General features: G+C 49.2%; 14 protein-coding genes. 3 read left to right on the top strand and 11 right to left on the bottom strand.

Features of this window, described 5'->3' with window-relative positions; genetic code table 11:
• Window positions 1–170: 170 nt before the first annotated feature.
• On the bottom strand, window positions 171–839 hold the full coding sequence (locus SPB21_RS12290; protein ID WP_499866704.1) for an HAD family hydrolase: 669 nt from the start codon (window positions 837–839) through the stop codon (window positions 171–173).
• Between the two features lie 631 nt (window positions 840–1470).
• Between SPB21_RS12290 and SPB21_RS12285 the strand changes: the two genes are divergently transcribed.
• The gene (locus SPB21_RS12285; protein ID WP_163668564.1) at window positions 1471–2589 is read left to right on the top strand and encodes a DICT sensory domain-containing protein; all 1119 of its coding nucleotides are present in this window, start codon (window positions 1471–1473) and stop codon (window positions 2587–2589) included.
• 82 nt (window positions 2590–2671) lie between these two features.
• Here SPB21_RS12285 and SPB21_RS12280 read toward each other — a convergent pair whose 3' ends face one another.
• The 7 genes from SPB21_RS12280 to SPB21_RS12250 all read right to left on the bottom strand — a co-directional run bounded on the left by SPB21_RS12280 (window position 2672) and on the right by SPB21_RS12250 (window position 11954).
• Window positions 2672–3085 (bottom strand): carboxymuconolactone decarboxylase family protein, encoded by a 414-nt coding sequence (locus SPB21_RS12280; protein ID WP_163668562.1) that lies wholly within the window; start codon window positions 3083–3085, stop codon window positions 2672–2674.
• On the bottom strand, window positions 3082–3492 hold the full coding sequence (locus SPB21_RS12275; RefSeq protein ID WP_163668560.1) for a MerR family transcriptional regulator: 411 nt from the start codon (window positions 3490–3492) through the stop codon (window positions 3082–3084). The genes SPB21_RS12280 and SPB21_RS12275 overlap by 4 nt, the downstream gene beginning before the upstream one ends.
• A 532-nt stretch (window positions 3493–4024) precedes the next feature.
• A complete protein-coding gene (locus SPB21_RS12270) occupies window positions 4025–5245 on the bottom strand; it encodes a PQQ-dependent sugar dehydrogenase (RefSeq protein ID WP_163668558.1) in 1221 nt (406 codons plus the stop codon).
• A gap of 59 nt (window positions 5246–5304) precedes the next feature.
• The gene (locus SPB21_RS12265; protein ID WP_163668556.1) at window positions 5305–8493 is read right to left on the bottom strand and encodes an efflux RND transporter permease subunit; all 3189 of its coding nucleotides are present in this window, start codon (window positions 8491–8493) and stop codon (window positions 5305–5307) included.
• Between the two features lie 84 nt (window positions 8494–8577).
• Window positions 8578–9249, bottom strand: a complete 672-nt coding sequence (locus tag SPB21_RS12260) for a GUN4 domain-containing protein (RefSeq protein WP_163668554.1) — start codon at window positions 9247–9249, stop codon at window positions 8578–8580.
• 54 nt (window positions 9250–9303) lie between these two features.
• Window positions 9304–10605, bottom strand: coding sequence for an efflux RND transporter periplasmic adaptor subunit (locus SPB21_RS12255; protein ID WP_499866703.1), 1302 nt, complete (start codon window positions 10603–10605; stop codon window positions 9304–9306).
• 488 nt (window positions 10606–11093) lie between these two features.
• Window positions 11094–11954, bottom strand: a complete 861-nt coding sequence (locus tag SPB21_RS12250; RefSeq protein WP_499866702.1) for an AraC family transcriptional regulator — start codon at window positions 11952–11954, stop codon at window positions 11094–11096.
• A gap of 163 nt (window positions 11955–12117) precedes the next feature.
• On the opposite strand from SPB21_RS12250, the gene SPB21_RS12245 reads away from it, so the two are divergent.
• Together SPB21_RS12245 and SPB21_RS12240 are read left to right on the top strand one after the other, a co-directional pair.
• A complete protein-coding gene (locus SPB21_RS12245; RefSeq protein ID WP_163702683.1) occupies window positions 12118–14085 on the top strand; it encodes an ATP-binding protein in 1968 nt (655 codons plus the stop codon).
• Between the two features lie 57 nt (window positions 14086–14142).
• Window positions 14143–14787, top strand: coding sequence for a response regulator transcription factor (locus SPB21_RS12240; RefSeq protein WP_163702684.1), 645 nt, complete (start codon window positions 14143–14145; stop codon window positions 14785–14787).
• 261 nt (window positions 14788–15048) lie between these two features.
• Here the strand turns inward: SPB21_RS12240 and SPB21_RS12235 are convergent, their stop codons facing one another.
• The 3 genes from SPB21_RS12235 to ahcY all read right to left on the bottom strand — a co-directional run bounded on the left by SPB21_RS12235 (window position 15049) and on the right by ahcY (window position 20671).
• Entirely contained in the window at window positions 15049–17814 is a 2766-nt protein-coding gene (locus tag SPB21_RS12235; protein WP_499866701.1) for a protein kinase domain-containing protein, read from the bottom strand.
• A gap of 87 nt (window positions 17815–17901) precedes the next feature.
• Window positions 17902–18852 (bottom strand): GDP-L-fucose synthase, encoded by a 951-nt coding sequence (gene fcl, locus SPB21_RS12230; RefSeq protein ID WP_163668527.1) that lies wholly within the window; start codon window positions 18850–18852, stop codon window positions 17902–17904.
• A gap of 433 nt (window positions 18853–19285) precedes the next feature.
• Window positions 19286–20671, bottom strand: a complete 1386-nt coding sequence (gene ahcY, locus SPB21_RS12225; RefSeq protein ID WP_499866700.1) for an adenosylhomocysteinase — start codon at window positions 20669–20671, stop codon at window positions 19286–19288.
• Window positions 20672–20796: the final 125 nt, after the last annotated feature.

Here is a 20796-nt window from a genome sequence, read left to right as displayed (position 1 = left end):
TAATTGCTTGATGTAACGTAACACTATCTCCACATAAGCGTGTTCCTTGTTACATCATTTTTATGGATACTTAGGAAATACTGTTATGAGCGTTATTCCTTAATATCTAAGTCCCATGACCACCTATGAATGTCCTGACTCTGAGCTTTTGGCTAAACAGTAAACCAACATCACAGTTCACCATTTAAAATCCAATCAACCAGCTCTTCTACACCAGCACCGCGATATTGGGTGGTGACGCGGTCAGCCATATCCTTAACGGCTGGCAGAGCATTGGCGACGGCGACGCCCAAACCACAGCTTTTAAGTAAGTCAAAATCGTTTTCCGCATCACCGATCCCAACGACTTGATTAGCCGTCAGCCCCAGCTCAGTCAATGCCACGTTGAGCCCCGTCGCTTTGGTAACGTTGGCAGGCAACACCATGACAGCCCGCTTGTTCATAATCACTCGGGATGCTAATCCCATGGATTGAATGGTTTGCTGCACCACGGCTCCATGGGGTTGCCAGGTGGATACAATTACCCGTCCTGTGTTGATCGGGCTAACGTGCTGAGCCTTGAGGGTGGCGATAAATGCGTCAGGGGGTGGGTCCGCCAACAGTTGAAGCCGCTCACTGGCGGGGTGGTAGAAAACCGCACCATTCTCAACAACGACACCATCAAAAATGGCCAGGGCTGAAAAAGCGTTTTGTAGATCTGTCAACTCTCGCCCAGTTACCATTAATAGCAAGCCCCCTGCTTGCTGATAACGCTTTAGAGCCGCCAACGTGGTGTCGGCAACACGCCCCTCGGTGGCTAATGTGCCATCATAGTCGGTTGCGATCGCACGATATTTCATACCCCTCCTCCAAAAAAATATTCTCGTCAGTTGTCAGCCTATGTGCAAGCAATTCCAAGTTATTGGTGTAACATCCCTCAGCAACTGTGCCTTAGAACACGTCGCTAGATATCATCTATTGGTACCTGTTGGTATCTGTCATTTATCCTATTTTAAGAACACTTTTATAGGCTAACCCATTGAACTCCTAGGAAACATTCCCTGAAGTCAATTGAATACGTTATCATCCTAGTAATTGACAACAAGCGTTATTCGTCCAATTTCACCTCTAAATTGACTGTTTCTGTGTGTTTTTGACCTCAACTGTTAGAGTGAATAGTCAAATGTCTAGTATTCTTCTATCTTTAGAACATTCCTGGCATTTGAGTCAAAATGTTGAGCGGTGGAATATTTAGTGGCAAACGCTAGAGTAGTGTAAGAGTGAACTCATCAATGAATAGAGTCTTGTGAAACTCTTTTCATTGCTTATGTTTACAAGGACATGTACAACTAAAAATAGCCAGTATTAACGATGTCAAGGCAATAGTTTCAATAAGATTTGAACTATTGCCAGGTACTCAATGGCACTGGGGGCATCTATGTTGTTGTTGTTTAGGTTTGTCTACTAGTAGGTTCAGCCTGCGTATTTTTGATGGATATATCCCTCTTTCGCTCACTTGCAGGGCAATACGACACCCTGCGCTTTACGCGCTCGGTTGAAATGATGAACGTGATCAGTCAGCAGATTGAAGATCAGATTCTTCAGCATCAATTGGCGGTTGATTTTTACGCAGGTTTCCAGCGCTTTTCAAATTTTCCCGAACAAATGCGCCGTTATAGCCGGTTAGGCTCAGTTTGTCGACGGGTCTATGTGTTCGGTGTGCCAGATTGTCAGCCACCTTCAATCCAAGGGGTAGAATTTATTGAGCTGAGTCCTACGTCAGCTCTGGCACAGGAATGGTTTTTGTTTGTTGACACGTCTGAGTTTTGGGCGACCTTAGTGGCTCAAGAAACTGAAAACCAGCCTGGTACCAGTGGGCGTCAATACGATGCGCTATGGTCCTATGACGAAGCTGTGGTAGATCGCATTGCCTTGCTCATGTCCCAGGTAATGGAATCCATGTATCGCCCCGTGAAGGAACGCCTCTACAGTCAGCAGTATATGCACATTGCTGAGATCAACAGTCGCATGCTGGAGTTGATTGAGCAAACTGACAAGGTGAGCCAGCGACGCTGGCAACAGCTTCGTACTGTGCACAATATTGCAGAAATGTCATCTAACAGCCCATCAAAACTGTTGCAGAATACGGCTATTATTTTGCAATCTGTCTTTGGGGCAGCTGGCGTAGCCATTTCGTTCAAACTTGATAACGATTACTACACCGTTCCGGTGCTTGTGGGTGAGGCCAATGGTAAGGGTCGCAAAATTTCCTTGGCTAAGGGTATCAGCGGACAGGTCATGTGCCAGGGACGTCTGGTGCAGATTCGAGATACTAATCAACGAACGGACGTAGACGTGGTGATGCCCACAGCCCAATCATTAATTGCGGCACCGCTCGTCTGTCGTAAAATTTCAGGGGCAATTTCCATTGGTGCACCTGAATCAAATCATTGGAATGATGAGGATGCTAAAACGCTGATGGCCATTGCCAAGGTTGTTGCGTTGCAATTTGAGCAGCTATTAGTTAAAAAAAATCAGCCTAATAGTACAAAAAACTCCAACTCAGCTCCTGTCCATGGGGTGCCGCACCGCATAGATATGGCTATTTAACGATTGACGCTGCTCATATCGGGATAACGTTTGGTGCCGGGAATGGGAACAATGGCATCGCCGTTTTCGAGTTTTCATGGGTTTATTCTCCAGTTAGGTGGATATTGCGCTCTGCAAAGACCTGCTTAACGGCGGTAATGCCATTGAGAGCAGCGGGGAATCCTGCATATACGGCCATCTGCATCACAACTTCAACAATCTCTTGGGCGGTACAGCCGACATTCAGGGCGGCGTGAATGTGAACTTTGAGCTGCGGTTGGGCATTCCCTAACGTTGTGAGGGCGGCGAGGGTGGCAATTTCTCGGGATTTTAGATCTAAACCCGGACGGGTATAGATATCGCCAAAGGGAAATTCAATGACGTAGCGGGCTAGATCGGGGGCGATGGATTGCAGACTATCGATTACTTTTTCTCCGGCTTCGCCGTCAATGGTTTTGAGCATTTGCCAGCCTTGCTGGTAACGGTCAGAGGGTGCAGACTGGGCAACGGAATTCATAATGTTCTCTGGGGTGATGTTTGCACAGGTGTTTCGGACAGTTTGGTTTCAATCTCTTTATAGTGTTGAATTTTCCAGTCGATTACGGTGAGGTTTTCTTGTAGCTCCTGTAGTTGTTGCACAACGGTTTGGCGATGGGCTTCTAGCAAGGCGCGCCGTTCTTGTACGGCGTCAGGATGTTGGCGTAGCAGTGTGGCATATTGCTGAATTTGACGAATGGGCATGCCGGTCATGCGCAGTTTGGTGAGAAACTGAATCCAGCGGATATCCTGCGCTGAGTAACGACGGTGACCGTTGCTGGCCCGATGGATGGGGGCAATTAGGTCACAGCGTTCGTAGTAGCGCAGGGTGTGGGTGCTCAGGCCGGTGGCTTGGGCGACTTGTTGGATGGTGAGTGCCTGGTCCATAAGCCTAGGTTAGGAGTTAGAGTGGGCTCTAAGTCAAGGGAGTATTTTGGGGGTATTGGTAGAGGGTTAGAGGGGGGGCTCAGGGCTTTCCTCCTTTCCGGAAATTTCTAAGCTAGTCTACCTAGGCCTACTGGGGTTTACCCTCCTAATGTGGGGGCCTAAACTCCCTTGTTCGAAGCCACATCAGCTACACCACTTAAGCAAGCTGGGGTTTCCCCCGACAGGGTGATCGCTTAGCGCAAACATTCTGGTGAAGGTTGGGTTACGGCGAGGTCCGGGTAAAAGGTATCTCTGTTGTACGAGATCTTCTTTGGTGTCAAGAATCTTTAGGTTCTCAGGTTGTTTCCAACATCTCTAACACCAAATGTGAATCATTCCCCTTCGTTTAAAGGAGATATCTCGTAGGGGCTGTGCCTTGTGCCAGCCCCCGAATCAAAGGCTAATCACTAACGGCTACACCAGAACACCATCACTCAAAACTCAAAACTTACATACGCCCCAATAACCAATCACTCCCCCTTTCTTTAGCCGCCTACCCTGGCTCTAACCGAATAAGCCGCCCGTTGGGTTCATCGGTCAAAATATAAATCAGTCCGTCCGGCCCCTGGCGCACATCCCGCACACGCTGGCCAATGGGGATAGGTGTTTCACTGATAACCATGTCAAGATCGTCCAGGGCAATGTGTCGCACATCTTGCGAAACCAGACCGCCGGCGAATAGGTCACCTTGCCAATCAGGGAAGCGATCGCCCTGGTAAATGAGTAGACCAGACGGTGCGATCGCAGGTGTCCAAACCACCAGAGGATCGATCATGCCCGGTCGCGATCGCTCCGATGAAATTTCGCCACCGGTATACTCACGACTGTGGGTCACCACTGGCCAACCATAGTTCTCCCCTGGGTCCACCCGATTCAGCTCGTCGCCACCCCGTGAGCCATGCTCTGTGGCCCAAGCCTGACCAGTGATGGGGTCTACCATCAGTCCTTGAATATTTCGATGGCCATAGCTCCAAACAGCGGGATCAGCGTCTGGCGTATTGGCAAAGGGATTATCCTCTGGCACGGACCCATCGTCGTTAAGGCGAAGAACTTTACCCAAATGACTATCCAGCTTTTGCGCCTGATGCCGAATCAGCTCACCCTCTAGCTGTAGCGGTGGATTACCGCCATCGCCAATGGAAATCAGCATTGTATTATCCGGCAACCAGCTAATGCGCGAGCCAAAATGCTGGCTACCCTGTTTGGTCCGATTCACCTCAAAGATGACGGTCCAATCAGAGAGGGTATCACCATCAAATTGTGCTCGGGCTACACGGGTCTGATTTGCCCCCGAAGAACCAGCGGCATAGGTAAAATAGACCCACTGATTTTCAGCGAACTGAGGATGCACTGACACATCCATTAAACCGCCCTGGCCAGCGGCAAATACATCAGGCACACCCGATACGGGGGTGGGATCCAGAAAACCACCTGCCTTAATGAGCCGCACCCGTCCTGGACGTTCGGTCACCATCAGGGTGCCATCCGGTAGCCAAGCCATTCCCCAGGGATGCTCTAAGGGTTCTACCAGAATGGTTTGTTGTAGGCTCTCTGCCTGGACCTGGCTGGAAGGATCTGAGTTATTAGACAATGCAGCCTCTGCCGGAGCATCAGGTGAGGTCGCTGACTGCTCTGGATTAGACGTCGCACAGCTCAACACCATGGCCCCAGCCATGACAGCTCCAACGATGGAACTTAATCTATATCGGAGCATTGCCATCTCTCCTGTTTGTAATTACCTCAACGATAGACAAACATCTGCCGATTGTGTGTTTATTTGCGAGCCGCAAGTGCCATCTCAGGTGTCGCTTCTGTAGAAACCTCTGGTGGCATCGGTGATAGGTCACGACAGTTATCCTTAAACCGGCAAAAGAAACTGACAATGACGATATAGAGCACTGGCACAACAAACAGGCTCAACACTGTGGAGACGATCATGCCACCAAAAACAGCAGTGCCTAGAGATTGACGACTAGCGGATCCGGCTCCTGTGGCAATGACTAGAGGAAAAATCCCCAACAGGGTGGAAATGGCAGTCATGATAATGGGTCGCAACCGTTGCTGAGCAGCTTCCACAGCTGCACGTACAATGGATAAACCTTCATCTCTTAGCTGATTAGCAAATTCCACAATCAGAATTGCGTTTTTACTGGCTAAACCAATCAGCATTACCAGACCCACCTGGCAATAGACATCGTTTGGCAATCCCCGCATAGAAATCGCCAGCAGTGCACCCAACATGGCCAGCGGTACCGCCAACAAAATAATCACTGGGTCAATAAAGTTCTCATATTGGGCCGCCAGCACCAAGAAAACAAAAATAATGCCCAAACCAAAGATAATCGGAGCCTGGCCACCGGATTCTAGTTCTTCTAAAGAGATACCGGACCATTCAAACCCCATGGATGTGGGCAGGATTTCACTGGCGATGCGTTCCATAGCTGCGATCGCTTGTCCAGAACTGTAGCCTGCTGCTGGCGAACCATTGATTTCAATAGAACGAAACAGATTGTAATGATTGATGGTTTGGGGTCCCGTAGTGGGTGAAATAGTCACCAAAGTATCCAGAGGGATCATCTCCCCAGTCTCAGACCTTACATAGAGATTGCCAATATCGCTAGGATTCGAACGAAACTGGGCATCAGCCTGCATGTAAACCCGATAAGTCCGGCCAAAGGCATTGAAATCGTTAACATAGCGCGACCCCAAAAAGCCCTGTAACGTATTGAGAATCTCATCAATATTCACCTGCATCGCTTTTGCCAAACTGCGGTCAATATCCACATCTAACTGCGGTGCATTGGCCGTGTAGGTAGTAAAAACATTCTGCAATTCTGGAGCTGCATTGGCTGCTGCCACCAGTTCATCCTTGGCCTGCATAAATGTTTGCAGATCGTTATTGCCCTGGTCCTGTAGCTGAAAGACAAAACCGCTAATGCTGCCTAATCCCTGAATAGTCGGGGGATTAAAGGCAATCACATTGGCTTCCTTAATCTGACCAAACTGTGGCCACACCTGACCCAGTACAGCCTGGGCCGATTGCCCTTCCCTCGGGCGCTCACCCCAGGGAATCAGGGGAGAAAAAATCACACCGTTGTTGGGAATATTACCGCTAAAACCAAACCCGCCTAAGGAGAAGGTACCCTCCACTTCAGGAATACCAAGATACGTTTGATCTACCTGTTCAATGATGTCACTGGTGTAGTCTACCGAAGATCCTTCGGGTCCCTGTACCAGGCTAATTAAATAACCCTGGTCTTCCTCTGGCAAAAATGCTGTCGGTACTGAGGTATAAAGCCAGGCTGCCACACCCAGGGCGGCAACAAACAAAATCAGCACTGTTGTTTTTAGGCGAGTGAGGCGTCCCAAACTCACTTGATAGCCATGACGCATAGCATCAATACCGCTATTTACCCAACCAAAAAATCGCCCCAGCCAACCACCAGGCTGTTGCCCTGAACGAATTAACAGCGCCGATAGGGCAGGCGTCAAACTCAGAGCATTAAACGTGGAAATAGTAACAGCAAAAGCAATGGTTAGAGCAAATTGGCGATAAAGCTGTCCTGTCGTCCCCGGAAAAAAGGCCACTGGAATAAATACAGCTAACAGCACTAGCGAGGTGGCAATCACCGCCCCTGTCAGCTCACGCATGGCTTCAATCGCAGCCAGGTGGGGCCGCATACCCTTATCCTGGATTTTGCCAGCAATGTCTTCTACTACAACGATGGCATCGTCCACCACCATCCCTGTCGCCAGAATTAAACCAAACAGGGTGAGACTGTTGATGGAGAAATTAAACACTTTAATAAAGGCAAAGGTGCCGATTAAGGCCACCGGAATCACCACCGCAGGAACAATGGTGGCGCGCCAGTTTTGAAGAAACAAAAACAGTACCAGCACCACCAAAATAATTGCCTGAAGCAGGGTACTGACGACCTCTTTTCTAGATTCCACTACAAATAACGAAGGGTCGTAGGGGACTGCATAGCTCAACCCTGGTGGAAAGTCTTCTGCCAGATCAGCCATGGTGGCTTTAACCGCATTGGCAGCTTCTAGAGCATTGGTGCCGGGTGTTTGTACAATCTGATAGCCAATCGCCCCCTGCTGTCGATAGCGGGCAAACGTGTTGTAGCTTTCTGCCCCTAGCTCGGCTCGACCAATATCGCGAAAATAGACTAGATTGCCATCATCTTCAGTTTTGATGACCAGGTTTTCAAACTCGCTCACCTCTTCTAAACGACCCTGGGTGCGCAGGGTTAGCTGATAGCTGAGGCCATCTTCCGTCGGCGGTTGACCAATACTGCCTGCCCCCACCTGCAGGTTTTGTTCTTGAATAACATCCACCACATCTTCGGTGGTAATATCACGAGCCGCCATCCTAGCTGGGTCAAGCCACAGTCGCATAGCATAGCGCCGTTCACCAAACGGCTGTATCTGAGCCACACCTGGAATTCGTCGTAGGGCATCTAGCACGTAGAGATCAGCGTAGTTACTAATAAAGTTGTCGTCGTAAAGACCTTCCTCTTCGCTGTAGATGGCCATCCCCACTACCACGCTGCTGGATTGTTTACGCACCGTAACCCCGGTCCGCTGTACTTCCTGAGGTAGCTGGGGGGTGACAATGGAAACCCGATTGAGAACGTCGACAGCTGCAATATCGAGGTCGTAGCCCTGACGAAATGTGATGGTAATTGAACTCGTGCCATCATCACTGCTGGTGGAGTTCATATAGCGCATACCGCTAACGCCGTTAATCTCACGCTCCAGCGTGGTGGTTACGGTTTCTTCCACCACTTCAGAGCTGGCACCAATGTAGTTAGCGCTGACAACCACCTGCACCGGACTAATGTCAGGATACTGTTCCACAGGCAGCGTCGGAATCACGATGGCCCCCACCATAAAGATGATGATAGAGAGCACCATGGTGAGCACAGGGCGGCGAATAAAAGTTTCGACAAACATGGGGCGATCAGGGGAGGGGGGAGAAGGGGAAAAATCTTGTAGGGGCTGTGCCTTGTGCCTGCCCCGCTATGCCGAAATTTTCTTCTACATATCGCAGGTAATTAAACGATTGAGAAAGTAATTTGTCATCCGAGACCCGTAGGGAGAATTCCACCAGCGAGATGGATGGCACCCCTTAGGTGCGTTGAGAGAAAAATCCAATTCATCACATTTGCGCCAGCGATTCCCGGTAGGAGTTTGTTCACTAACGCCTTCACGCCAGCCCAAAGCAGCACCCCATCGCTGGGTAAGCTGCAGGTCTTCACCGATGGTGCTTTCCAGGCTACCGCCTAACTCCTGGTAAATTTGCAGCTGCACACTAAAGCCAAAGTGTCCTTCGCTGTAGGTGGACCATAGACGGTCAATTACTTGCAGCTCACCACAGGAGAAGCTACGAATTTCGCGGGGGCTGAGGTCTTCTAAGTCGGAGACACCAGCAATATCGGCAATCAGCCGAACAGTTTCTTTGTCAGCAGCAAACCATTCCTGATTGGATAGCTGTTCGTGCAGGGTTTCGTATCGGTAGAGATCGCCCACCACCATTAAGCGACGTTCGATCTGGCGCACCTGTTGGGGCAGCTGGGATAGCTGACTGATTTCTTCACGCAGCGCTGAGATCTCACCCATCATTTTCTGAATGGCGAGGAGTTCTGGACTGGGTGAGCTGTCAACGGGGGTGGTTTGGGAGGGATCCTGTTGGGAGTTGGGGGAGGTCATGGGGAGTGGGGGAGAGTTTTGAATTGTGAACGGGGGCTCCAGGCTAAGTGCCTATTAGTTGGCTGAGGTGGAGTTGTCCGCAGTGACGGGTGCGCCGTCGGATAGGCGTAAAATGCCGGCGGTGATAATGGTTTCTCCTGTGTCTACACCGCTGATGATGTGATAGCGATTGTTATCTATGGTGCCAAGCTGGACCGGGCGTTGAACGGCAACAAATTCGCTATCACCTTCTGTGGCCGATTCCATCACGAATACAAAGCTTTGGCCACCGACACGGGAGATGGCGGTGGTGGGCACCATAACGCCGGGAGATTCGTCCCAGATAACATTGGCGCGAACAAACTGTTCATCCCGCAGTTGTCCATCGGGGTTAGGGAAACTTGCCTTAGCCAGGATGGACTGGGCTCCTGCTTCCACCCGCTCGGCGACAAAGCTGATGCGCCCTGTTACTAAGGGGTCTAAACCTTCCTGGGTACGAAGTTCTACGGGTAAACCTGCTCGCAGTTCGTTGCTACGTTCTACCGGAATCGAGAGACGCAGATCCATAGTTTGATTGCTGGTCAGGGTTGTGATCATCTGTCCGATGTTGACGTAGTCACCGACTTTGACGGGTAAGTCACCAACAACTCCATTGATGGGGGCGACAACCTGATAGTCGGATAGGTCTTCAGTGGCAACAGCAGCATTGGATTCTGCTCGACTTAAAGAGGCACGGGCTTCTGCCAGGTTGGCACGGGCAGTTTGAATACGACGCTCGGCTGCTGCTAGGGCTGCGATCGCAACATCCCGATTTCGCGCCACCTGGTCCAACGACTGCTGCGCCAGAGCCCCCGCATCTACTAAAGATTGTGTACGCTGATATTCAGTGTCCTGCAACGCCCGTTCAGCGATAGCACTATCCCGATCCGCTTCTGCCTCTAAAATTTCTGCCTGGGCTGCACTGCGTGAGGCGCGAGCCACTTCAATGTCAGCAATAGCTCCACTGACAACCGCTGCGGGACGGTCTGGGCTGAGCTGCAAAATCGGCGTCCCCGCTGACACCCGATCACCTGCCACCACCAGTATTTGAGTAATACGGCCCTCGACTTCAGGCTGCAGCATTACCCGTTCCTGAGCTTCCAGCGCGCCAACAAATTCTGAGAATTCTTTTACGGGGGCAGAGCGCGCTGTTTCGGTTTCAACGGTGGTGGATTGGGCTGCGATCGCGCCAGGTACTACATCCTGCTGAAATCGGCTCCATAAAAACCATCCACCCGCCAGTCCTAGAAATCCTACTAATAACCAGAGCCATCCTTGATGACGGTTACGGCCAAGACCAGACGATGCGGTTGGTGTAATCGCAGATTGTGTTTCCATGACTGTCTTTGCTCTGAAAGGGTGGATAAAATTGCAATAATTTTGTTGTGAATGCAAAAAACACTTTCTTTGACAATTTTCGACAATTAGACAATTAAAGGATCTTAAACAACCTAAAGTAACGTTAGCAGATCTGAAGCAACTGTGGAGGAATCCCTCAATACATAGGTTACGTCCCTGACTGTAACCAGTAAGTGTGCAGTGTTACCAAGTTTTTATTACAAGAAAAGAAATATAAATTTGGCCAGATTTTTGACTATCACTCAAAACTGAGTCAGATCATTTCCATCTAAGTCATTACCAACTCAAGATACTAAGCGTTCTCGATCATGGATAGAAGATTCTTCCATAATTGCAATAAATGATACGAGTGGTTGAGCCAAGAGCTTGGCATCGTGCTCAAACAGAAAGGCTTAGCTCTGACCCACACAATATCGAAGAATATCAAACCCTAACATCGAAGTCTTGAACATTCTTGCGGTTTTTGATCATTTTTGTCGCAAATAGCGGCCTGGCGTCACCTGCAAGAATCGCTTGAACTGCCGTGTCAGGTGACTTTGATCGGAAAAACCAGCATCTTCGGCCACTTGCCTGAGTGACAAGCCTTGGTGTAGCAACTGTTTCGCGCGGTTAACCCGAGCCTGGATCTGATATTGATGTGGGGCCATACCCACCTCTTGCTGAAAGATATGGTGCAGGTGGTAAGGACTGAGCCCAACCAGCTGGGCCAGTTGATCAAGCGATACATTTTCAGTTAGATGGGCCATCAGATAGTCCTGCACTTGCTGAACACGGTGGCGATCTCGCTTAGGTATCTGGGGTACAACGCGTTGTTCTGCATGCCGTTGGATCAGCTGATTGAGACATATCGATAGTAGGGTCGTGCGTTCAAGGGTGCTAGTCTGTTGTTGAAAGGTGCCAAAGAACTGCAAAAATTGGGTGGCTAAGGTGGGATCATAAATGACTGGGTTATCAAAAAAAGGTAAACCAGTAGAAGACCCTGATAAGGCCGTAAAAACCTCAGACAACCGATCAGGATGAATGTAAAGCATCCAATAGGTACGATATTGTTCGAGCCAGGTCTGTTTACGAGTGGTGGCATGGACCTCCCCCGAATGCAGGAGACTAAAGTGCCCCATCGGTACCGGATGTCCCCCGCCTCGATAGAAGTACCCTCCGTTGGTATCCTGACTAAACCCCAGTTGATACTCTGGATGACAATGTTTGGGAATGGGGCCAGCGGGTCCGGGCACCAAGTGATACCATTCCAGCAAAACTCCCTCAAACTGCCATGTTTTAATGGTGTGTTTCGCATTGGTAAGATTGGTTTCAAAATGGTTTTGATGCATACATAAATTTTCGAGAAGGGCATGTATATCATTCATCAAACCTAGCGTTGGGGAAATGTTCTAGACAGGAGTACCATGTTTTTACCTTTGCAGAATCGGGCAATCTGATGGCAAGCCAATGCTTGGCCAACTATTGTGATCTGAACAAAACCAATCTGTGGGTATGCAACATCTTTTAATTATCGAAGACGACCAGGGAAAGCGTGCCGTCAATTTATATGCTGATTCTGGATCCATTGGTCGCGATGTCAGCAACTCAATTGTTCTCCATTCTAAAGAAGTCTCGCGTCAGCATGCCATTTTATTGCGAGTGCCCCATCCTGGTGAAGATGACTACGGGTTTCAGATTATTGATGGCAATTTACAGGGAAAACCTAGCACTAACGGTTTGTTTATCAATGGCCGACGCTGCGATTCTCGTAATCTGCGCCACGGTGATGAAATTGTATTTGGGGCCAATGTGAAGGTGCGGTACCACACGGCTGCTGATAGTGAGGATGTGCAGTGGCTGCTCTCAGGCAGTGATGAAGCAGAAAAGTACATGGCCACACTCATTGCCGCCCCTGTGGATTCATCGCTCATGGCTGAATCAGATCGCCCCCAAGATGCTGTTATTGCTCGCCTGGCGTCGTTTCCTCAACTGTTCTCCCATCCAATTATTGAGCTTGCTCTAACAGGGGAGTTGACGTACCTCAACCCGGCTGCCGTTAGCCAGTTTCCTACCATTAGTTTGGCCAAACTCAGCCATCCGATTTTAGAGGGAGTGATTGATGCCGTTCAGGCCGAGGAAAAACAACAATTTGTCCGCCATATAGCGGTCGGCGATCGGATTTTTGAACAGGCATTTCACTATATTCCCCAGAGCGATCTAATTCGCTGTTATTTAGTTGATATTACTGAGCGTAAACGGGCCGAAGCTGAGCTTCAAGCACTCCACGATGGCTTAGAAGCTCAGGTCAAGGAGCGTACCAGCCAGTTATGGGCAACCGCTGAGCATCTAAAACAAGAACAAAAAGCTCTACAGGCCAGCTATGCCACTAATCGAGCCTTACTCAATGCCATTCCAGATCCCATGTTTCGCATTAGCGACAAGGGTCAGATTGTGAACTTTAGTGAACCCAAACACCATACGTTGCCCTTTTCTCCCAGTGCTTGCTTAAAGCATTATTTAGCTGATGTGCTGCCCCAGCCAGTGGCCGCAGCTATGCAGCAATGTATTACTCGGGCATTAGCAACTGAAGAAATTGAGGTACTGGAGTTTCAGCTAGCCCTTGACAGTGAAAATCGTGATTTCGAGGCACGTATTGTTAACAGCTCCCCGCAAGAAGTCATGGCAATTATTCGTGACATTACGAAGCGAAAACAGATTGAAACAGAAATTCGCCACACCCTGGAGCGAGAACGAGAACTCAATGAGATGAAAACCCGATTTGTGTCGATGACATCCCATGAGTTTCGCACACCTCTGACAACAATTTTGTCATCGGCAGAACTATTGAAATATTATGGTGAACAGTGGGAGATTACCAAGCAACATCAGTATTTACAAAAAATTCAAACAGCTGCCACCCATATGACTGAGCTATTAAATGATGTGCTATTAATCAACAAAGTGGAGGCTGGTCGGATGGAGTTTAATCCGCAGCCGCTGGTGCTTAGTGAGTTTTGTCAGGAAATTATTGAAGAATTGCAAATTACGACGGATCGCCACAGTTTGGTGTTGCGATCGCACCTGCCCAACACATCCCATCACATTGACCGTAAACTCATGCGCCATATTCTGACTAATTTGTTGAGTAATGCCATCAATTACTCCCCTAGCGGTGGTGAAATTCTGGTTACCCTGGAGACCACAGACCATGATCTGACCCTATCGGTGCAAGACCACGGCATTGGTATTCCAGAAGCAGCGCGTCCGACACTATTTGAATCATTTGTCCGGGGGCCTAACGTTGGCACAATTTCAGGGACCGGTCTGGGGTTGGCCATCATCCAAAAATCCGTAGAATTGCACCATGGACAGATCACCTTTGACAGTACCGTTGGTCAAGGAACGACGTTCGTGATTACGCTGCCTGTGATTTCTCTGAGTAACCCAACCACATTCTCGGGCAACCTAATAAATGCCTAGGGCTCTGTATTTATCTATCCATCAGTCGAACATATTAGGTCTACCCGAGAAAACGTAATGATTAAAATTTTAGTAATCGAAGACGAAGTAGAAATTCGTTCAAACCTTTTAGAATTACTGACATTAGAAGGCTACAATGTTGTTGGAGCAGACAATGGCATGACTGGCTTACTAGGAGCCTTTGAGCATTTGCCAGATTTAATTATCTGTGATGTCATGATGCCTGAACTTGATGGCTATGACGTGCTACGGGCCCTACGTCAGGAACCTAAAACCATAGCAACTCCCTTTATTTTTCTGACCGCCCTGGCAAACAAAGGAGATGTGCGTCAGGGGATGGTGCTGGGGGCAGATGATTATTTGACCAAGCCCTTTACCCGTGCAGATGTGTTAACTGCCATTAAAAGTCGTTTGCAAAAGCAGGCTGCTTCACAAGCTCAATTGTTAAAGTTGCAGCAAGAGATTCAGCTATTCCGTGAAGGTCTTAGTGGCAATCAGGTAGAATTACTGACCAATATACGGCAACACATGAAGGAGGCAGCCACCAAATTAGAGATTGTTGTCAATATCCTGAAGGCATTACCCCCTAGTGAGCAACGAGAGCGTAGCATTGCCCTTGTCCAGAATGTCTGTGCTTCCGACATTAAAATATTGTCTCAAATTCCAAATTTTGAATATTTATTAGAGACAACATCAATGTAATGTACATCAACAATGTGTTGATCCCTGTAGTTAAAATATTCAGCTAAACTTAGCTCCAATAATAGCAACAACAACAATAACAATGATTAATGCAGCTATCATCAAAAATGCAGTTGTATACATAGGACATTAAAAGATAAACTGTATCGGATCACACACTTTATCACCATATCAGTATTTTGTTCGATTTTCAGGAAAGGTGGTAAAGTTCACCTTTTTTTGACAGTTCAGAGTTTTGAGTTCCCTTGAGGTCGCAGACAACTAGGTATTCTCTTCTCCAAAAGAGGCAAAATGCTCAAGCAAGAGTCGATGCATAAATATATACCCACCCCCCACTTTTTGGAGAAAAATGCTATCAGCAGCGTAATCCAGGAACTTACGGTAGTTCCAGGGAGTCGTGCCACTCAGGGTTAGAATTATTCGGAGCAGGGTGTGTTTGATCAAGGCTTCACCGCCACCCGCAGCAAAGCCAAAAGCCAAACCGGTCGCAGCCCAAAATGAAGCTTTGGTATTGCCAATTAGAACACCAGGTACGTACAGCGTAACCATGGATATCAGGGCAAATAAGGTGGAATTACGGGCTGATTGCCACATACCATCATTGGGACGACTGGTATTGCCTATGCGTTTGCCGCTGAAGCCACGAATCAGGCCAAATGTGAGACCCAGGGTGGCCCCAAACGCCAGACCGATCAAGCTATGGTTGGCGAAACAGGTGCCATTACGAAGGCAAGCGCTATCGCCAAATATAAACCCGAAGCCCACTTTGAGACTCCAGCCAATTAAGGGGCCTAAACTCAGCCCCAGCAATAAGTTATTGCGAGCTTGTCGCCAGGACCAGCGCAATGTCTCAGCAGGGGTGATGCGATAAACACCAAAGATGCGGCTACAAATCAGGCTACCTAAGCCAACGGCCAACAGTAGTCTGTCCCAAGCGAGCACCTGAGCACCCAGGAGAGTGGCGATCGCAAAAAAGCTACACCACAGTCCAGCCACATAACAACGTCTCAGCTTTGGGGCCAGCCAATCGGGTTGAATCCGTTCAATGAGAAGAACAGTTTGGGATGTGAGCACCAATCGCTGTGCCAGAGACGTTAACCAGCCCTGGATTTGGGTCGTGCTGTAGAGAGGGTGCCCAGGGCGATGGGTCAACATCCGCTGAATGTAGGCATCAAACAACTGATGTTGATAATCTCCATGGTGCGGCTGATGGCCCAATCGCAAAATCTCGTCAGACGATACTCCCTGATAGGTGAGCACCATAATATTCAAAATCAGTGGCGAACGGGCCAACTCCATCAGAGAGGTTGTGGCATCTTGAACAGCGGCATTTTGTTCTAAAAGAGATTTTAAGCCAGTTAACCCCTGCTCAGGACGATTTAGATACGCTAAAATCTGTTCATCGGTGAGGGGGCGCAGGTAAAGAGCAGCCTGAAATTCAAGCTTTTGGGGTAGTTGCTCATAGTCACGAATGCGACAACAAACCACCATTTCAGGACCATAGTCTCGATGGAATTGGTTTAAAGCCTCGATACAGGCGGTGCGACGGTCAGGTGCCACTTCATCCAGGCCATCTAACAGCAATAACAACTGTTGTTGATCTACCCAGCGTCGACCAATGGCCTGAGGTACCTGATATTTGCTGTTGAGTTCTTTAACCAGCCATGGAGCAATTGCGCCACTGCGCCATGACGAGAGATTGAAGATCACCGGTAACCGCTGTTGCTCTTCAGCCCGATCGAGCAATTTGCGGGCCAAACTCAGCAGTGTGGTGGTTTTGCCAGCTCCTGGTTCACCCAAAATTAAGAGAGTGCGACCTTCGCCAATGGCATCAAAAACATGGCTGACCTGGGTACCTGCTGGCAACGGTTGGGGCGACTGGCCAGGAGTCGCGTAGGTAATTTGCCAGGGAAGTGAGATCGCATCGGGTCGTTCTTCTAACCCTAAATTCAACAAAACTTGACCGTGGAGAGAGCGATCCAGAACACCCTCAATCCAGAAACGGCGAACCTTATTGCGTAGAGCCTGACGATTCCGATGGGTTTGTTGGGAGTACGAATTGGCGAGAGCGAAGTTAGACGTGCCCTCCACCGAACGATGAGAAAGCGACGTAGGTTGGGTTGCCCCCAAGAAACCCAACGTGCCTTCACCTAATGCCTCCTTTCCTGGCAAAGGGCTCGTCGGCAACACCGTCGGCCCAGACCCAGACGCTACCTCCGATGTTTCTAGCCCATCAAATAGCGTTTGAAACACCTGTAGCGCTTCCCCCGCAGTCCCATACCGTTCACGATGGTCCAAATGCACCAACCGGTCGATAAACTGGGCCAGCTCCTGGGGGACACTGACCCCCACACGGGCACAGGTGGCAGGGGTGCCAAAGCCCATAGGATGCCGCCCAGATAGCGCCTGGAGCATCACCATCCCCAGGCCATATAAATCACTGCCAAAGCAAGGATGGGCCGCTTGCTGCTCTGGAGCCATATAGCCCAAAGAACCAATGGCAACGGTCAAGTCTGGGTTGGGTGATGCTTGCAGTGCTTTGACCGCACCAAAGTCAATCAGCACTAGCGGACCTGCGGGTTGATCCGGCTCCTGCCGTCGCAAAATATTGCTAGGTTTAATATCGCGGTGAATGACCCGCTGGCTATGGACGGCAGCCAATACCGTCAGCAGGCCTTGCAGATCCTGGATCACCTGCTCCACCGCCATGGGGCCAAGGGCAAATTCGTCCGCCAGGGACTGCCCTGGAATATATTCTTGTACCAGGTAAAGTTCGCCCGCTTCTTCTATGTGGGCGAGTAATCTTGGTATCTGGGGATGTTCCCCCAGCCGATAAAGGGTTTCAGCCTCCAGGTTAAATAGCCGCTTAGCAACCTCAAGGGCATCCGTGTGGATGGGATTGAGCTGTTTAACCACACAGATAGGATGGCCGGGCAATTGCTCATCGTGGGCCAAGAAGACTGTACCAAAGCCGCCTTGACCCATAGGTTTATCGATGTGATAGCGATGCGCTAGGCGCTGCACCATAGTGATTTGTGGCGTTGCTGAGCCACGATGGTAGTCAATCTGTCAGCGTCTGACAAGTAGATACCATATCAGCTGTAGCGCCCTTGTCTATGCGCCTACGCCCCGTAGGGATTCATAGTGCAGCTGGAACCAGTCGTAGGTTTTGGCAATGCCCTCCTGTAGAGAGGTTTGGGCCTGCCAGCCCAGGTCAGTAAGCTTAGAGGGGTCCATGAGCTTACGGGGCGTGCCATCGGGTTTGCTGCTGTCAAAGACAATTTCGCCGCCGTAGCCCACTACATCCTTGATGGTTAGGGCCAGCTCTTTAATGGAAATTTCCTTGCTGCTACCAATGTTGACAAACTCAATGCCCTCATACTTGTCCATCATGAATAACAGGCCATCGGCCAGATCATCCACATAGAGAAATTCCCGTAGGGGGTTACCGCTGCCCCACACATCTGCCGTGGGTTGGTTGGCGAGCTTGGCTTCATGGAACTTGCGCATCAAGGCCGGTAGGACATGGGAGTTGGCCAGGTCAAAATTATCGTTGATGCCATACAGGTTAGTGGGCATGGCGGAGATAAAGTTGACGCCGTACTGACGGCAGTAGTTTTCACACAGCTTGAGACCGGCAATTTTTGCGATCGCATAGGGCTCATTGGTGGGCTCCAGAAACCCCGTGAGCAGAGACTCTTCGCGCATGGGCTGGGGCGCTAGCTTGGGATAAATACAGGAAGAGCCCAGGAATAATAGCTTTTTGACACCCGTTTTGTAGGCACTATGGATAACATTGGCCTCAATCATCAGGTTGTCGTAGAGAAACGAGGCACGATAGGTGTTATTCGCATGGATACCACCGACCTTCGCCGCCGCCAGAAAAACATAATCTGGTTTAGTCGCTTCAAAAAAAGCTTCAACATCAGCCTGTCGGCAAAGATCCAGCTCCTTACTACTCTTAAGCAATAAATTTGTATAGCCCCGATCTTTGAGAGCACGGACAATAGCACTACCCACAAGGCCATTATGGCCAGCGACGTAAATCTTGGCGTTAGTTTCCATAATGGTTAAGTATGCGAAAAAAAATAAAAGTGTCTAAAGTGTCTATCGTTCTAAGTGTATCCTTAGCAGCTTAAATAACTTTAATCAACGCCAAGGAAACGGCACCCAGTTACTTTATTCACCCTTCACGCTTATGACTAAACTTCAGAACATTTTTATAACCAGACTGGCATTCTAATGAAAAGAAATTGATTGGAATATGGGCGTTTTTCACCCGTGCTGAATATACCCCACTCATCTTTCACTATTCACGTATCCCCATAGCGATAATCTGATAAATCTCATTTCCGTTGGTGTTGCTGTTGCCGTGATATCACCACGAACAACAAGAAAGTTAAAAACCCAGTTAGCCTTTAGCATAAAAGGCTAACTGGGTTTGAAGCATGGTCAGATTAAACCAGACCAGATCTCACAACCTGGACCGTATTCAACCTTAGTACTTGTAGCTATCGGTCTTGAAGGGACCTTCTACAGACACATTGATGTAGTCAGCCTGGGTTTTAGTCAGCTGAGTAATCACACCGCCAAAGCCTTCAACCATGTAGCGAGCAACTTCTTCATCCAGGTGCTTAGGTAAGACATCTACCGTAATGGCATTGGCCTTATCTGCATCGGACAGATCAGCAAACTTGCGCTCAAACAAGAACATTTGAGCCAGCACCTGGTTAGCAAAGGAACCATCCATAATACGAGAGGGGTGGCCAGTGGCATTACCCAGATTCACCAAGCGACCCTCTGCCAACAAGAGCAAAAAGTCTTGGGGGTCATCGCTACGATAAATCTTATGTACCTGGGGCTTTACTTCTTCCCACTGCCAGGTTTTACGCATGTAAGCAGTGTCAATCTCGTTGTCAAAGTGACCGATGTTGCAAACCACTGCGCCGGGCTTTAACGCTGCCAGCATGCTAGCGTCACACACATTGACATTTCCCGTTGCGGTGACCAACAAATCAGTGGCTGCCAGCAAATCTTTGTTGAGGTTAGCGCCTGTGCCATCGTTGACACCGTTATTGTAGGGTGACACAACTTCAAAGCCATCCATGCAGGCCTGCATAGCGCAGATGGGGTCAACTTCCGCCACCTTAACAATCATGCCTTCTTGACGCAGAGAGGCCACTGACCCCTTACCCACATCGCCATAACCAATCACCAGGGCCTTTTTACCAGCCATCAAGTGGTCAGTACCGCGCTTAATCGCGTCGTTTAGACTGTGGCGACAGCCATACTTATTGTCGTTTTTAGCTTTAGTGACAGAGTCATTGACATTGACAGCAGGAATCTTGAGTTCGCCCTTCTCTAACATTTCATAGAGACGGTGAACACCTGTCGTGGTTTCCTCGGTCACACCATGGACGTTGGTGAGCATTTCAGGATAGGTCTCGTGGATGTAACCGGTCAGGTCACCGCCGTCGTCCAAAATCATGTTGGCATTCCACAGCTGACCTTCAGGGGTCCGGCAGGTCTGCTCAATGCACCACATATATTCGTCTTCGGTTTCACCTTTCCACGCGAAGACGGGAACACCCGCTTCAGCAATGGCAGCGGCGGCATGGTCCTGGGTAGAGAAAATATTGCACGATGACCAGCGCACCTCGGCACCCAATTCAATCAAGGTCTCGATGAGCACGGCTGTTTGAATGGTCATGTGAATACAGCCGATGATCTTAGCGCCTGACAGGGGCTTGCTGTCGCTATATTTTTTGCGAATAGCCATCAGCGCTGGCATTTCGCCTTCTGCGATCGCAATTTCTTTGCGGCCCCAACTGGCCAGACTAATATCAGCTACTTTGTAGTCTCTTGTAAGTGTTTGTGCGCTCATGGGCTTCCTTATGGTGAGTGACAAGTTTATCTGACCAACCTATTCATTATGCCGTTAGAGGATGTTCTAGGCATTCTACTTTCCAAATGCTGGCTTAAAGCAGATATTCTCCTTTTGGAGGGGGC

Source organism: Leptothoe sp. ISB3NOV94-8A (assembly GCF_043421595.1).
In the GTDB taxonomy this organism is placed as follows: Bacteria; Cyanobacteriota; Cyanobacteriia; order Phormidesmidales; family Phormidesmidaceae; genus Leptothoe; species Leptothoe turfae.
The sequence above is the reverse complement of the archived record's forward strand: the minus strand, read 5'-3'. Positions and strand labels throughout refer to the sequence as shown.

Bases quoted from the DNA above. Each gene is read 5' to 3' on its own strand.
- SPB21_RS12235 (WP_499866701.1), bottom strand. From the start codon at position 17,814: ATGGTGCAGCGCCTAGCGCATCGCTATCACATCGATAAACCTATGGGT.
- fcl (WP_163668527.1), bottom strand. From the start codon at position 18,852: ATGGAAACTAACGCCAAGATTTACGTCGCTGGCCATAATGGCCTTGTG.
- SPB21_RS12255 (WP_499866703.1), bottom strand. From the start codon at position 10,605: ATGGAAACACAATCTGCGATTACACCAACCGCATCGTCTGGTCTTGGC.
- SPB21_RS12260 (WP_163668554.1), bottom strand. From the start codon at position 9,249: ATGACCTCCCCCAACTCCCAACAGGATCCCTCCCAAACCACCCCCGTT.
- ahcY (WP_499866700.1), bottom strand. From the start codon at position 20,671: ATGAGCGCACAAACACTTACAAGAGACTACAAAGTAGCTGATATTAGT.
- SPB21_RS12265 (WP_163668556.1), bottom strand. From the start codon at position 8,493: ATGTTTGTCGAAACTTTTATTCGCCGCCCTGTGCTCACCATGGTGCTC.
- SPB21_RS12240 (WP_163702684.1), top strand. From the start codon at position 14,143: ATGATTAAAATTTTAGTAATCGAAGACGAAGTAGAAATTCGTTCAAAC.
- SPB21_RS12275 (WP_163668560.1), bottom strand. From the start codon at position 3,492: ATGGACCAGGCACTCACCATCCAACAAGTCGCCCAAGCCACCGGCCTG.
- SPB21_RS12290 (WP_499866704.1), bottom strand. From the start codon at position 839: ATGAAATATCGTGCGATCGCAACCGACTATGATGGCACATTAGCCACC.
- SPB21_RS12285 (WP_163668564.1), top strand. From the start codon at position 1,471: ATGGATATATCCCTCTTTCGCTCACTTGCAGGGCAATACGACACCCTG.
- SPB21_RS12245 (WP_163702683.1), top strand. From the start codon at position 12,118: ATGCAACATCTTTTAATTATCGAAGACGACCAGGGAAAGCGTGCCGTC.
- SPB21_RS12270 (WP_163668558.1), bottom strand. From the start codon at position 5,245: ATGCTCCGATATAGATTAAGTTCCATCGTTGGAGCTGTCATGGCTGGG.
- SPB21_RS12280 (WP_163668562.1), bottom strand. From the start codon at position 3,085: ATGAATTCCGTTGCCCAGTCTGCACCCTCTGACCGTTACCAGCAAGGC.
- SPB21_RS12250 (WP_499866702.1), bottom strand. From the start codon at position 11,954: ATGCATCAAAACCATTTTGAAACCAATCTTACCAATGCGAAACACACC.